This window comes from Nonomuraea sp. CA-143628, from assembly GCF_050942315.1.
GTDB lineage: Bacteria > Actinomycetota > Actinomycetes > Streptosporangiales > Streptosporangiaceae > Nonomuraea.
This window is the reverse complement of record NZ_CP192072.1, coordinates 4,082,100-4,095,385: the sequence shown is the minus strand read 5'-3', so window position 1 is coordinate 4,095,385 and position 13,286 is coordinate 4,082,100. Positions and strand designations below refer to the sequence as shown.

Annotated in this window: 12 protein-coding genes; 2 read left to right on the top strand and 10 right to left on the bottom strand. The window is 69.8% G+C overall.

The annotated features are described in order from the left end of the window. Positions 1-38: 38 nt before the first annotated feature. Positions 39-1,493, top strand: a complete 1,455-nt coding sequence (locus ACQP2T_RS18965; RefSeq protein ID WP_433517429.1) for a PQQ-dependent sugar dehydrogenase — start codon at positions 39-41, stop codon at positions 1,491-1,493. Continuing rightward, complete coding sequence (locus ACQP2T_RS18960; RefSeq protein ID WP_433517428.1) at positions 1,490-2,428, top strand: LamG-like jellyroll fold domain-containing protein; 939 nt, start codon at positions 1,490-1,492, stop codon at positions 2,426-2,428. The genes ACQP2T_RS18965 and ACQP2T_RS18960 overlap by 4 nt, the downstream gene beginning before the upstream one ends. Positions 2,429-2,472: 44 nt before the next feature. On the opposite strand, the gene ACQP2T_RS18955 is transcribed toward ACQP2T_RS18960, so the two are convergent. From ACQP2T_RS18955 to ACQP2T_RS18910, 10 genes are all read right to left on the bottom strand, one after another. After that, positions 2,473-2,928 (bottom strand): hypothetical protein, encoded by a 456-nt coding sequence (locus tag ACQP2T_RS18955; protein WP_357941147.1) that lies wholly within the window; start codon positions 2,926-2,928, stop codon positions 2,473-2,475. A gap of 85 nt (positions 2,929-3,013) precedes the next feature. After that, the gene (locus ACQP2T_RS18950; RefSeq protein ID WP_433517427.1) at positions 3,014-3,967 is read right to left on the bottom strand and encodes a serine hydrolase domain-containing protein; all 954 of its coding nucleotides are present in this window, start codon (positions 3,965-3,967) and stop codon (positions 3,014-3,016) included. Between the two features lie 73 nt (positions 3,968-4,040). Next, on the bottom strand, positions 4,041-5,093 hold the full coding sequence (locus ACQP2T_RS18945; RefSeq protein ID WP_433517426.1) for a leucine-rich repeat domain-containing protein: 1,053 nt from the start codon (positions 5,091-5,093) through the stop codon (positions 4,041-4,043). Between the two features lie 36 nt (positions 5,094-5,129). Continuing rightward, complete coding sequence (gene cutA / locus ACQP2T_RS18940) at positions 5,130-7,496, bottom strand: aerobic carbon-monoxide dehydrogenase large subunit (RefSeq protein ID WP_433517425.1); 2,367 nt, start codon at positions 7,494-7,496, stop codon at positions 5,130-5,132. 2 nt (positions 7,497-7,498) lie between these two features. Next, complete coding sequence (locus ACQP2T_RS18935; RefSeq protein WP_433517424.1) at positions 7,499-7,981, bottom strand: (2Fe-2S)-binding protein; 483 nt, start codon at positions 7,979-7,981, stop codon at positions 7,499-7,501. A gap of 11 nt (positions 7,982-7,992) precedes the next feature. Then, the gene (locus tag ACQP2T_RS18930; RefSeq protein ID WP_433517423.1) at positions 7,993-8,916 is read right to left on the bottom strand and encodes an FAD binding domain-containing protein; all 924 of its coding nucleotides are present in this window, start codon (positions 8,914-8,916) and stop codon (positions 7,993-7,995) included. Continuing rightward, positions 8,913-10,277 carry a uracil-xanthine permease family protein gene (locus tag ACQP2T_RS18925; RefSeq protein WP_433517422.1) on the bottom strand — a complete coding sequence of 455 codons (1,365 nt, stop codon included), beginning with the start codon at positions 10,275-10,277 and terminating at the stop codon, positions 8,913-8,915. The genes ACQP2T_RS18930 and ACQP2T_RS18925 overlap by 4 nt, the downstream gene beginning before the upstream one ends. Before the next feature lie 197 nt (positions 10,278-10,474). Continuing rightward, on the bottom strand, positions 10,475-11,125 hold the full coding sequence (locus ACQP2T_RS18920; RefSeq protein ID WP_433517421.1) for an NYN domain-containing protein: 651 nt from the start codon (positions 11,123-11,125) through the stop codon (positions 10,475-10,477). 241 nt (positions 11,126-11,366) lie between these two features. Beyond that, the gene (locus tag ACQP2T_RS18915; RefSeq protein WP_433517420.1) at positions 11,367-11,570 is read right to left on the bottom strand and encodes an RNA-binding S4 domain-containing protein; all 204 of its coding nucleotides are present in this window, start codon (positions 11,568-11,570) and stop codon (positions 11,367-11,369) included. An 11-nt stretch (positions 11,571-11,581) separates the two neighbouring features. Next, complete coding sequence (locus tag ACQP2T_RS18910) at positions 11,582-13,222, bottom strand: PucR family transcriptional regulator (RefSeq protein ID WP_363993365.1); 1,641 nt, start codon at positions 13,220-13,222, stop codon at positions 11,582-11,584. Positions 13,223-13,286 lie beyond the last annotated feature (64 nt).

The following is a 13,286-nucleotide window of genomic DNA, read 5'->3' as shown; positions in this document are numbered from 1 at the left end:
TAAGCGCTTTCCAACAACCCCTCAGGTGGTGCACAGGAATGCCGAAATCCCCCCTCCGGTACCTCTTAGCCGCACTGCTGGCGACCGCGCTCTGGGCGCCGCCGGCCGCCGCGATGGACTCGACCCCGATCGACGATCCCATTCCGGAGAACCCCACCGCGTCCGGTCTCACACTGACGCTGACCGAGTACGCCACCTTCCCCAAGACCGAGCCGGTCCCCACGCCCACCGACCAACGGCTGATGCGCTGGGCCAGGATCAACAACATCGGCGAGATCCCCGACGGGTCGCGGCGCCAGTTCGTCAACGACCTCAACGGCAAGCTGTACCTGCTGAAGAACGGCCAGCCGCAGGAGTATCTCGACGTCGGTGCCACGTTCGCGCCGGACTTCCTCTCCGGCCGCGGTCTGGGATCCGGGTTCGGGTACGTCGCCTTCCATCCGGACTTCGCCCGTAACGGCAAGTTCTACACCGTACACACCGAGTGGGGCGCGGCCCTCACCACCAAGACGCCGGACCTGACGCCTCAGCCCGAGACCAAGTTCCACGGCGTGATCACCGAGTGGACGGCCACGAACCCGAAGGCCGACACCTTCAGCGGCACCCACCGAGAGGTGCTCAGGCTCGGCTTCAACGGCCAGGTCCACGGCATCCAGCAGATCGACTTCAACCCGTACGCGCGTCGCCGGGACGCCGACTACGGCCTGCTCTACGTCGCCTCGGGCGACGGCGGCCGGGGCGTGTCGAGCGACGACCCGCAGAACCTGGCCATCCCGCAGGGCAAGGTGCTGCGCATCGACCCCCTGGGCACGAACGCCGCCAACGGCAAGTACGGCATCCCGGCCAAGAACCCGTTCGTCACCAAGGCCGGCGCGATCGGCGAGATCTACGCCTACGGCATGCGCGACCCGCACCGCTTCAGCTGGGACCCGCAGGGGAACCGGCTGTTCCTCGGCCACATCGGCGAGCACGCCATCGAGGCCATCTACGAGGTCAAGGCCGGTGACAACCTGGGCTGGAGCGAGCGCGAGGGCTCCTTCGTGTTCAACAAGGCCGACCGCTGCCACCTGTACACGCTGCCCGACAACGACGCGTCGTTCGGCTACAACTACCCGGTCGCGGCCTACGACCACGACCCGCCGCCCGGCCACTCCTGCACGGCCGACAGCGGTCACGCGGTGGCCGGTGGGTTCGTCTATCGCGGCACGCGGCTGCCCCTGCTGTACGGCAAGTACCTGTTCGGCGACATCGTCGACGGCCGCGTCTTCTTCACCATCGCGAGCCAGATGCGGCAGGGCGGCCCGCGGGCCACGATCTACCAGCCCAAGCTCGTGAACGCCAGCGGCGCCACGGTCACCATGAAGGATCTGGCCGGGGACGCCCGGGTGGACCTGCGCCTGAGCCGCGACGGCGCGGGCGAGCTCTACCTGCTGTCCAAGGCCAACGGCAAGATCTGGAAGGTCACCGGCGCCTGCATGACGGCGACGCCATGAGGCACCGCTATCTGGCCCCGGTGGTGGCTCTCGTCCTGACGGCGACGCTCGCCACCCCGGCCGCCGCCCACGACCGGCCCGGCGTACTGCCCACGCTGCGCCACAACCTCATCGCCGCCTACGACTTCGAACACCCGGTCCCCGGAAACCCCGCGCAGGAGCGCGACCAGGGGAAGTCGGGCACGGACATCACGCTGATCAACGGCGGCGCCGCCATGCGCAACGACGACGGCGCGCATCGGGGCAGCCGCCACTCGATCCAGCTCCAGCAGGTGAACCCCGCCACGACGGGCAACGACGACTGGAAGGCCGGGATCTACTCCGAGACCGGAGTGCCCACCCTCCACGCCTTCAACGCCGTCAAGGGCGCCACCGTCATGGGCTGGTTCAAGATGACCGGCGAGAACCCCAGCCTCAACTCCAACACCGCGGACCCGGCCGACCGCTACGGAGCGATCGGGCTGGCCGGGGTGCTCAGCGGCAACTCCCAGGGCCATGACGTCAGAGCGCTGCTCGAACTCATCACGGTCAACGGTGAGCTGCGCGTGGTCGCGCTGGGCAGGCGCGTCGACGGCAGCAGTTCCCAGACCTTCGCCGCGAGCGAGCCGTGGCAGAGCGTGCTTCCCCAGGGCGAATGGGTCTTCCTGGCGGCCACGTTCGACTACGACAACGCCACGATGCAGCTCTACAAGAACGGCCGCCCGCTCGACGGCTTCTACACGCTCACGGGCGACCCGTGGGGCGTGGAGGGGGCGCCGGAACCCGATCTCACCTCGGCCACCGACCCCAGAGGCATCAAGATCGGAGGTAGCTATCCGCAGAACACCAGAGAGAACAACCCCTGTAACTGCCGGATGGACGATCTGATGTTCCTCGACAGGGTCGCGGCCCCCCTGGAGATCTGGGCCCAGTACAAGCTGGCGACCCGAGGCTGAACGGCTTGGGCTGGGAGGACTCCCACCGCCTTCCCAGCCCTCCGTCAGCCGTTAGTCTGCATCTGTTTGGTCCTGTGGTCCTTGAGATGGAGCTCACCGTGGAGACGCTCCTTCAAAGCGTCAAGCACCTTGCGGCTGGACAGCACGGTCCAGCGGTTGCCGACCAGGTGCGGGTTGTATTCGGGCGCGGTGTCCATCCAGGCGTCCTTGCCGGCCTGGGTGGCGAACGTCGACACGAAGAACTGACCCTCGTCCGTCTGGCAGAAGCCCGTACGAATGTCCTTGGCGTTGACCTGGATCTTCGGCTTGCACCCGACCTTCTCGGCCAGTTGCTCGACGGTGTAGACGTTGTTGTCGACCGTGGCGGGCTTCTGCACGATGGGCTCGCCCCCGGCCATCGCGGCGCTCTGGCCGGCTCCTACGGAACCGCTGGCGTTCGTACAACCGGCCACGAGCCCGACCAGCAGCGCAGTAGCGGCCAGACGTGGAAATGTCGTCATGTGCCGAGATACGCAACCCTGGTGGGCCGGGTTCAGTTCGTTTGAGATTAAACCGAGATCCAGCGCCGGAGCTCCTTCTGGAAGGTCAGCTGTTGAGTACTGTGCGGGTGTGTTCGGTCAGCAGCGAGAGTCCGAAAGGATCGACTGATACCGAGGTGGCGGACAGGATGACGGCGCCGGTCCCGGCGTCGCGGTCGAGCCCGGCCCAGGACCGGAAGCCGCCGGTGCCGCCGTTGTGCCAGGTGATCTGACGCCCTTCGGCCTCGATGGTGATCCAGCCCGCGCCGATGCGTGCTCCCTTACCGAAGGGGGCGACCGGATCGAGGGCGGCGATTCCGGCGGCGGAGCCGTCGAGCAGCGCGGCCACCAGGCGGGCCACACCCCGGACGGAGGATCGGATGCCGCCTGCGGGCCCTATCGCTTCCCCGGTCCACGGTTGCCGTGGCTCACCCCGCCGGTTCCTGCCGATGAGCGCGTTCGGCCCGAGCTGATCAACCGCCTTGGGCAGGTAGAAGTGGTCGAGCCCCAGCGGATCGATGACGCGCTCGTGAAGAAGTCGCCCGTAAGACCTTCCGGCCGCGCCGGCGAGCGCATGACCGAGCAGCTCGAACCCGAAGTTGGAATAGCGCGTTCGCGGCCTGCCCACCCGTACCTTCCGGGCTTGGGTGAGAAGCTGCTCGAGGTTGTCGCCGTAAGGGTTGGTGCCGTGCCGCCAGAGGGCGATGGCGCGCCGCAGCGGGCGCGCCGACCTGGGCAGTCCGGGCAGCCCCGACCGATGCTGAGTGAGCGAGGCCAACGTCACGCGCGCGGCCGGGACATCGCCGAGCGGCAGCAGCTCGCCCAGGGTCGACTCGCGCCGGATCTCCCCGCGTTCCAGCGCATCGGCGTACAACAGCCCGGTGACCGCCTTCGAGATCGACCCGATCTCGAAGTCCGCGTCCAGGTCGGCGCCACGACTGGCCACCGTCACGCCGGCCGGGGAGATCAGCGCGGCGGCCGCCACAGGGTGCTGGGGGCCCAGCAGTCCTTCAAGATCCATCCCGCCAACCTATAGGGCCCTCCGCTCGGGCCCGTGTTCGCGCCCAAGAGCGAGGAGTTCAGCGGGGAGGAGTTCAGCGCAGCACGACACAGCCGCGCTCCACCAGGCGGCGCAGCGCGTCAGGCTCGCCGTCGAGCTTGTTCCAGCGCAGGTCGAGCTTCTCCAGGGCGGGCAGCTCGCCAAGGCTCTCCGGCAGCGTCCTGAGCCGGTTGTTGCGCAGATCCAGGTGTGTGAGCCGGGCCAGCCCCGCGACCGCGCCGGGCAGCGCGCGCAGTTGATTGTTGCGCAGGTCGAGCACGCGCAGCTCGCCGAGCTCGCCGATCGAGTCCGGCAGCGCGGTCAGCCGGTTGCCCTGCAGATGCAGCTCGCGCAGCCGGCCCAGCCCGCCGATGGAGCCGGGCAGCCTCTCCAGCCGGTTGTTGTAGAGCCGCAGCTCGACCAGCGACGCCATGCGGCCGAGCGCCTCGGGCAGGCCGGTCAGCCGGTTGTCGGTCACGTTGAGGTAGGCGAGCCGGTCGAGCCGGCCGATCGCGGCGGGCACCTCGGTGAACCGGTTGTCGCTCAGGTAGAGGTAGTCGGTCAGGCCCAGGTCGCCGATCTCGGGCGGGATCGTGGCGAGGTCGTTGTGCCCGAGGTCGAGCATGCGCAGCCCGGTCAGCCCGCCGATCGCCGCGGGTACCTCGGTGAGTGCGTTCTCGGCCAGGTTGAGCGATTCGAGCCGGGTCAGCTTCCACAGCGCGTCGGGCACGCCGGTCAGCCGGTTGCCGCCCGCCGCCAGGTGCCGCAGCCCGCCGCCGAGCCGCTCGGGCAGCGTCTCAATGGCGTTGCCGTACAGGTACAGCGTCTCCAGGTACGGCGGGCAGCCGGGCACCTCGGTCAGCAGGTTGCCGTCGAGGTGCAGCGCCCGCAGCCCGGTGAGTCCCGTCAGGTCCGGCAGCGAGCGCAGGCGGTTGCCGTCGAGCCGGAGCTCGGCCAGCGACGTCAGGCCGCCCAGCCACGCGGGGAGCTCGGTGAGCTCGTTCCAGGCCAGGTCGATCAGCCGGACCTGGCTGAGCTCGGCGGGGTCCGAGCCGGGGAACGTGGTCAGGCCCGCGGCGGGTGCGCGCAGTTCGTCATGGATCGTCACGGCGCCGATCCTCGCACGCCGCCGCCGCAAGCCCGCTCAGGCTTCCGGCTCGGCGAGGTTCCTGAGGTCGAACAGCTCCGACGGCGAGATCGGCATGCGGTCGATCTCGATGCCCTCCGCGTCCTCGATCGCCCCCGCGATCACCGCCGAGACCGGGATCACCCCGGCCTCCCCCGCCCCCTTGATGCCGAGCGGGTTGAGCGGTGACGGCGTCTCCAGGTGGGCGGTCTCGATGTGCGGGATCTCCGTGACGTACGGCATGAGGAAGTCCATGAACGAGGCGTTGAGCAGCTGCCCGTGCCCGTCGTACACCATCCGCTCGTAAAGGGCGCCGCCGATGCCCTGGGCCACTCCCCCGTGGATCTGCCCCTCCACGATCATCGGGTTGATCAGCCGCCCGCAGTCGTGCACGACCGCGTACCGCAGGACCTTGATCTCGGCGGTCAGCGGGTCGGTCTCGACGATGGCGGCGTGCATCCCGGCCGCGAACGTGGACCTGATCGGCGAGTAGTAGTCACGCCCCTCCAGCCCCGGCTCCTCGCCCTCGGCCACCGGCGGTTTGTCGGGCGAGGAGACGCCGGAGAACTGGGTGGCCTTGGCCGCCTCCTCGTCGAAGGCGTAGCGCAGCGGGTTGGCCAGGACCGCGATCGTGGACAGCGGGATGGAGGCGGTCGGGGCGCCCACGACGTGCACCAGGCCGTCGGCGATCTCCAGGTCGGCCGGGTCGGCCTCCAGCGCGTCGGCGGCGATGCGCAGCGCCTTCTCCCGCACCTTGCGGCAGGCCAGCGCGATGGCGTTGCCGCTCATCACCGCCGCGCGGGAGGCGAACGTGCCGACCGCGTACCCGAACCTGCGCGTGTCGCCGGTGACGACCGAGATCCGCTCGATGGGCACGCCCAGCTCGCTGGCGGCGATCTGGGCGAACGCGGTCTCGTGGCCCTGCCCCTGCGAGGTGAGGCCGGTGGAGACGTGTACGCGGCCGTCGGAGGTGATCTGGACGTGGCCGCCCTCGTAGGGGCCGACGCCGGTGCCCTCGACGTAGCAGCCGATGCCGATGCCCCGGTGCCGGCCGGGCTGGAAGTCGTCCCAGCCGATGAGCTCCTTGAGCATGCGGAGCATCTCGGGGTAGTCGCCGCTGTCGTAGATCAGCGGGCGTCCGTCCTGGAAGATCAGGCCCTGGTCGTAGGGGAACTCGTCGGGGCGGATGAAGTTCGCCGCGCGTACCTCGGTGCGGTCCTTGCCCAGGTGGCGGGCGATCTTGTCCATCGTCCGCTCCATGCAGAACACGGCCTGCGGCCGCCCCGCGCCCCGGTACGGGGTCACCTGCACAGTGTTGGTGTAGACGGCGGAGAACTCGACCCGGTAGGCCCCGATCCGGTACGGCCCGAGCAACTGCGTCGAGGTGATGATCGGGACGATGATCCCGTACGGCGTGTAGGCCCCGTGATCGTGCAGGATCGTCACGTCCAGCCCTTGAACCACCCCGTCGTCGTCGAAGCCGACCCTGACGTGCTGCACCTGACCCCGCTCGTGGGCGGAGGAGATGAAGTGCTCACGCCGGTCCTCGGTCCACTTGACCTCCTGGCCGAGCCGCATCGCCGCCCACGGCACCAGGATCTCCTCCGGCCATGGGTGCACGATCTTCACTCCGAAGCCGCCGCCCACGTCGGGCGCGATCACCTCGACGTGCGGCAGGGGCAGGCCCAGGGCCGCGGCGACGGCCATGCGGACGCTGGTCGAGGTCTGGGTGCTGGTGTAGACGCGCAGGTCGGAGCCGTCCCAGCGGGCGTACACGCCGCGCCCCTCCAACGGCATGCTGGCGCTGCGCTCGATGTCGAGCCGGAAGCTCAGCGTGTGCGGCGACGCCTCGATGGCCTCGCGGGCGCTCCGGCCCGCCTGGTCCGGCACCTCCTGCACCAGATGGGCGCCCACGTTGCCCGGCACGTCCTCGTGGACCAGCCGCACGCCCTGGACCGCCTCCTCGATGCCCACGACCGGCTTGAGCGGCTCGTAGTCGACCTCGATCAGCGCGCAGGCGTCCTCGGCGAGGTAGCGGTCCCTGGCCACGACCATCACCACGGGCTCGCCCACGTGCCGGACGACGTCCCTGGCCAGGGGGTAGGCGGTGCGGCCGTGGGTGAGCGCGGGATGCGGGATCAGCAGGGGCAGGGGGCGGCCCACGCGCTCGGGCAGGTCCTCCCAGGTGTAGATGGCGACCAGGCCGTCCACGTCGAGCGCGGCGCTCACGTCGACGTCGCGGACGCGGGCGTGGGCGTGCGGCGAGCGCACGAACGCCGCGGCCAGCGCGCCGGAGCCCAGGTCGTCGAGGTAGCGGCCGCCGCCGGTGAGCAGCCTGGGGTCCTCCCGGCGCTGGACCGGCTCCCCGAACAGCCTGGTGGTCATCCCTAGGTCTCCTCGGCGATCAGCTCCGCCGCCCGGTGGACGGCCTTCACGATGTTCTGGTAGCCGGTGCAGCGGCACAGGTTGCCGGAAATGCCGTCGACCACCTCCTCGTCGGTGGGCGCCGGGTTGTCGCGCAGCAGCGCGGTCACCGTACAGAGGAAACCCGGTGTGCAGAAGCCGCACTGCAGCCCGTGGCACTCCGCGAACGCCCGCTGCACCGCCGACATCCCGTCCGCCCCGGCCAGCCCCTCCACCGTGGTGATCTCGCTCCCGTCGACGGTCACCGCGAACGTCAGGCACGAGCGCACCGGCTCGCCGTCCAGCAGCACCGTGCAGCAGCCGCACACGCCGTGCTCGCACCCCACGTGCGTGCCGGTCAGCCCGAGGTCGTGGCGCAGGCAGTCGGACAGCAGCCGCCGGCCGGGCACCCGCACGCGCCGCGCGGCTCCGTTCACCACCAGTGTGATCTCGCGCTCGCGCTCCAATCCGGCCTCCCTCACGTACCTGCTGGGCTGCTACCCCACGGTCCCGCCGCCTCACGAGCCGTGTCCTTGAGCGCCGCCTCCCGGGCGGCGTCCTTCAGCGCCTGCTCGGCGAGGACGCCGACCAGATGCAGCCGGTACGCGGCGCTCGCGTGGATGTCGTCGTCCGGCTCGGTCGCTTCCCGTACGGCCCGCGCCACGCCCGCCCAGTCGACGCTGGAGGCGGGGCGGAGCTCGCACAGCCCGCCCACGTCCACGACCACCGGCACGGGGCCGACGCTGACGCAGGCCACCCGGGCGGCGGTGACGCGCAGGTCGTCGTCCAGCGTGACCATCGCGCACACCCCGGCCAGGGCGTAGTCGCCGTGTCTCCTGGCCACCTCGCGGAACGCCGTGCCCGACCGTTCCGGCGGTGCCGGGAAATAGGCGGAGACGGCGAGTTCGCCTGGCTGGACGGCCGACTCCATCGGCCCGACGAAGAAGTCGGCGGCCGGCACCTCCCGGCTCACCACGCCCTCGGCGGCGTCCAGCCGGGACAGCCGTACCGACCCGCCGAGCAGGGCCAGCACGGCGGGCAGCTCGGCGGCCGGGTCGGCGTGCACCAGGCTGCCCACCACGGTGCCCCTGTTGCGGATCACCGGGTGGGCGACCAGCCGGAGCGCCTGCCGCAGCAGCGGATGTCCGGCCAGCCGTTCCACCTGGGCGTGTCTGGCCAGCGCGCCCACGGTGACGCCTTCGGGGGCGAGGTCGAGGGTGGCCAGCGACTCGACGCGGTTGATGTCGACCAGATGCTCGGGCGCCGCCAGCCGCATGTTGAGCATGGGGATCAGGCTCTGGCCGCCCGCGAGCACCTTGCCGCGCGGGCCCACCTGGGCGAGGACGTTCAGGGCCTCGCCGAGCTCGCGCGGCGCGTGGTGTTCGAAGGGCGGCGGCTTCACCCGGTCTCTCTCCCCGCGGTGGCTGTGCCGGCGGGCCGCCCGGCGATGAAGCGCAGCAGGTGGTAGCCGCCCACCACGACGATCGTGCCGAACGCGATGCCCTCCAGCCGGAAGTCGCCGCTGATCAATTGCTTCACCGGTCCGATCGCCAGGATGATGCCCGCGCCGATGGGGACCATGTTGACCGGGTCGGCGAAGTTCACCCGGTTCTCGATCCAGATCTTGGCGCCGAGCAGGCCGATCATGCCGTACAGGATGACCGTCACGCCGCCCAGAACGCCTGCCGGAGTCGCGGAGACCAGCGCGCCGAACTTCGGGCTGAGCCCGAACAGGATGGCGATGAGGGCGGCGATGTAGTAGGCGGCGGTGGAGTAGACCTTGGTGGCGGCCATGACGCCGATGTTCTCGGCGTAGGTGGTGGTGGGCGAGCCGCCGACGGCGCTGGTCACCACGGTGGCCAGGCCGTCGGCGGCGATGGCGCGGCCGATGTACGGATCGACGTCGGTGCGCGTCATCTCTCCCACGGCCTTGACATGACCGATGTTCTCCGCGATCAGCGCGATCACCGCGGGCAGCACGAGCAGCACGGCCGAGAACTTGAAGTCTGGCAGATGAAACGGCGGCAGGCCGAACCATGGCGCCGCCTCCAGCTTGGAGAAGTCGACGCGCAGATGCGGGGCGATCTTGAGCGCGCCGTCGGTATAGGCGGGGACCTGGCCGAAGAGCTGGTCGGCCACCCAGGACAGCGCGTAGCCGACGATCAGGCCGAGCAGGATGCCGATGCGCCCGATGAAACCCTTGAACGCCACCACGATCACGAACGTCACCAGCATCGTGATCAGCGCCATCCACTGGTCCTGCGGCCAGTAGACGTCCGCCACCACGTAGGCCAGCCCGAACCCGATCAGCATGACCACCGCGCCGGTGACGATCGGCGGGAAGATCCGGTGGATGATCTGCACCCCGAGGAAGTGCACGGCGAGCCCGGCCAGCGCGAGCACGAACCCGACGATGAGGATCGCGCCGGTCACGATGGCATCAGCGCCGGGGGTGTCACCGCCGAACACCGCCCTGATGGCCAGCACACCGCCCACGAACGACGCGCTGGTGCCCAGGTAGCTGGGGATCTTGCCCTTCACGATCAGCAGGAACATGATCGTGGCCACGCCGGACATCATGATCGCGACATTGGGGCTCAGCCCCATCACCAGCGGGAACACGAACGTCGCGCCGAACATCGCGATCACGTGCTGCGCGCCGAACCCGATCATGCGCGGCCAGGTCAGCCGCTCGTCGGGCTTGACGACCTCTCCGGGAGCCAGATGCTTGCCGTCGCCGTGTTTGGTCCAACCGAAAACCATGTGAGCCCCTCTTCACCCGGGCTGCCGCTTCCAGTGCCGCCCCGCAGGCTCCTTCCGCATCCCGCTCCAGATTCGTGCTGCCGTTGCGGGCACATTAGGCCCGCAGGCGTGCTCGTACACGGGCATGATCTGCCAAATTCGCTTTCCTGACCAGAGGAGTGGTCGCGCACTACCTTCGGGGGGTTCGGTGAGATCGGTCAGTTCCAGTGCGGCGGACGGTGGTAGACGGCGCCGTCGCGGCCGCGCACCAGATCAGGAAATTGGGAACGCCGCACGACGGCCGCACCGAGGGGGAACCACGCGTCGCTCACCTTCCGCAGGTGATTGGACCGCCTTCCAGGAGGAAACACCGCAACGACCTTGGTCTTGGTACCGCGTCTCTCATCGAGTTGCTTGATGCCGTGGATAGCGGCACAGAGATCGGAGTCGGCTGACACCAGCAGCACCACATCGACCTGACCGGTCGCCACATCGCTCACCATCGCCGTGGCAAGCGCGACATCGGACTGCTTCTCGGCATACGTTCGCCGACTCGCTCCGCAGCTACGACACCGCACCACCTGCTCCTGGTATCGACCCAGGATCACCTCCACGCCCCGGCTCGCCACTGCCGCCATATATGCCTCCTGACGCGCCATCGCGGGCGGGTCGTCGCGGATGGCGGCGGTGAAGTAGCGGACCGAGACGAGGCTCTGCCCTGGTTGAAGGAGACCAACCGACATCGACCAGAGGTCCAGCCACAACAGTCTCCGCCCCCCGAGTTCGCGCAAGCCGTAGTAGAGGTTGAAGCCGTCGACATACACACCGACACGCTCGAATTCCGGATTCGACTTGTCGCCCATCGCCATCACGCCCTAACATGGAGTCACCACCCCCGGGGGTACGTTCCCGGGCTCTACGGCCCCCGCTTGGGGGCCGTTTATTTTTCACTCTCATGTTCGAGGATAGTAAACAGCGAGTAACGCTGTGATGACTTTGAGCGACCTCGGGGCATCCGAATGTACAATGGAGTCATGCAACGCCCGGGGCTACGTTCCCGGGCTCTACGGCCCCCAGCTAAGGGGGCCGTTTCTTTTCGTTCAGGTGGCCTCAGTGCACCTGGATCGAGAACCCCTCCCCCGTCACCACCTGCCCCGTCCGGATCTTGCACGTCTTCCGGAGCTCCACCTCCCCGTCCACCGACACCATCCCCTCGGCGATCAGGTGTTTGGCCATGCCGCCCGTCTCCGTGACCCCGCAGTACTTCAGCAGGTCACACAGCGGGATGAAGTCGGAGCGCAGTTCGAAGTCCACGACCACTCAGCCTAGATGCCCCGCATGCGCAGCACGTGCAGGGCCAGGGTCAGGTTGAGGCGCAGGTGGGGGTCGTCGGTGAAGTTGCCGAGCAGGCGCTCCAGCTTGCCGATGCGGTAGCGCAGCGTGTTGTAGTGGAAGTGCAGCCGCCTGGCCGTCTCCGCCACGTTGAGGTTGGTCTCCAGGAGCACCTGCAGGGTCCTGCGCAGGTCGGAGTTCTCCGCGTCGTCGTCGAGGGCCAGCGGGCCCAGCGTCTCGCGGACGAACGCGTGCAGTTCCTCCGTGTCGTTCACCAGCGACAGCAGCCGGTACACGCCCAGCTGGTCGAAGTGGGCCACCGCGCCGGGGCCGTGGAGCTGGCGGCCGACGCGGGCCGCCTTCAAAGCCTGCGAGTACGCCTCGGGCAGCAGGTCGGCGCCGGGCGACGGGCGGGAGGTGCCGGTCGAGAACGTGGCGGGCGGCACGTCGGCGAAGGCGGAGGCGGCGTCCTTGGCCACCCTGGCGGCGTCCACCGTGGCGTCCAGTACGGCCACCACCTCGTGCGAGAAGCCCGCGACCGCGCCCTGGGGGTCGTGGCGGCGCATCGCCGCGACCCAGCACGAGACCAGGCGGTCCTGGGTGGCGCGTTCGTCGCCGTCCGGGTCGAGTTCGGCGACCAGCACGGTGACGGGCCGTTCCAGATCCCAGCCGAACGCCCTGGCCCGCGCCGTGACGCGCTCGGCCGTGCCCGCCCGGCCGGTGAGCACGTCGCGCAGGAAGTCGGCGCGGTACTTGCTCTCGACGGCGTTGACCGCCTCCTGCCTGGTGACGACGAGCGCGGCGACGGTCGCGGCGCGCTCCAATATGCCGACGTCGCTGTCGCGGAGCGTCCCGGCCGGGCTGTAGGCGACGATGCGGCCGTGGTGGTGGCCGCCCGCGAGGACGGGGACGGAGGCGAACGCGCGGGTGCGGCCCGCCGTACCGGAAGCGGGCCTGCCGGAAGGAGTGCGGCCCGAGGCGGGGACGAGCGGCGGCCCCTCGTGCGCGATCGACTCCCACAGGAGGGTCACGTGGTCGGGCGGCCCGGCGGTGGCGAGCACCCGCCCGCCGCCGTCCACCGCCGCCACCGCCACGTCGAGCAGCGCGGCCACCTCGGCGGTCACCTCGTCCAGCCCGCCGCCGGCCAGCACCACCTGGACCAGCGCCCGGTGTGCCTCCTCGGCGCGGGCGAGCACGGCGGCCTGGCGGTTGAGGATGTCGGTCAGCACCTGGTTCAGGATGTCGTCGAAGCCGACGTCGTTCGGCAGCAGGATGAGCGGGAACCCGAGCCGGTCGGCCTGCTCGACCATCTCGTCGGGGAGCTTGTCCACGTACCTGCCGAGCTTGATCGCCAGGGCCGCCAGCTTGCGCTCGTCGAGGTCGGCCACCAGACGGCCGAGCGACTGGGGGGTGTTGCGCAGCGGGTAGCCGGTGGTCAGCAGCAACTCGTGCGGCTTGACCCAGGCCAGGATGTCGGGCACCTCCATGACGTTGAGGCGCTGCACGATGCGGCCCAGCCCGCTCTCTCCCGCGATGAGGCGGGCGTCCGCGAGGGTCGATACGCCGAGCACCTCCCCCACCGAGACGCCGTGGGTGATCGTGCCCGTGCTCGCGAGACGGACTGGGGGCTCCATGTGGAGATTGTGACCCCAGAAGCGGTCTGTCAGGAAGAGCCAACCTTCACGCTGACTCTTGGCA

Bases quoted from the DNA above. Each gene is read 5' to 3' on its own strand.
- ACQP2T_RS18925 (WP_433517422.1), bottom strand. From the start codon at position 10,277: ATGGTTTTCGGTTGGACCAAACACGGCGACGGCAAGCATCTGGCTCCC.
- cutA (WP_433517425.1), bottom strand. From the start codon at position 7,496: ATGACCACCAGGCTGTTCGGGGAGCCGGTCCAGCGCCGGGAGGACCCC.
- ACQP2T_RS18950 (WP_433517427.1), bottom strand. From the start codon at position 3,967: ATGGATCTTGAAGGACTGCTGGGCCCCCAGCACCCTGTGGCGGCCGCC.
- ACQP2T_RS18955 (WP_357941147.1), bottom strand. From the start codon at position 2,928: ATGACGACATTTCCACGTCTGGCCGCTACTGCGCTGCTGGTCGGGCTC.
- ACQP2T_RS18920 (WP_433517421.1), bottom strand. From the start codon at position 11,125: ATGGCGATGGGCGACAAGTCGAATCCGGAATTCGAGCGTGTCGGTGTG.
- ACQP2T_RS18910 (WP_363993365.1), bottom strand. From the start codon at position 13,222: ATGGAGCCCCCAGTCCGTCTCGCGAGCACGGGCACGATCACCCACGGC.
- ACQP2T_RS18960 (WP_433517428.1), top strand. From the start codon at position 1,490: ATGAGGCACCGCTATCTGGCCCCGGTGGTGGCTCTCGTCCTGACGGCG.
- ACQP2T_RS18965 (WP_433517429.1), top strand. From the start codon at position 39: ATGCCGAAATCCCCCCTCCGGTACCTCTTAGCCGCACTGCTGGCGACC.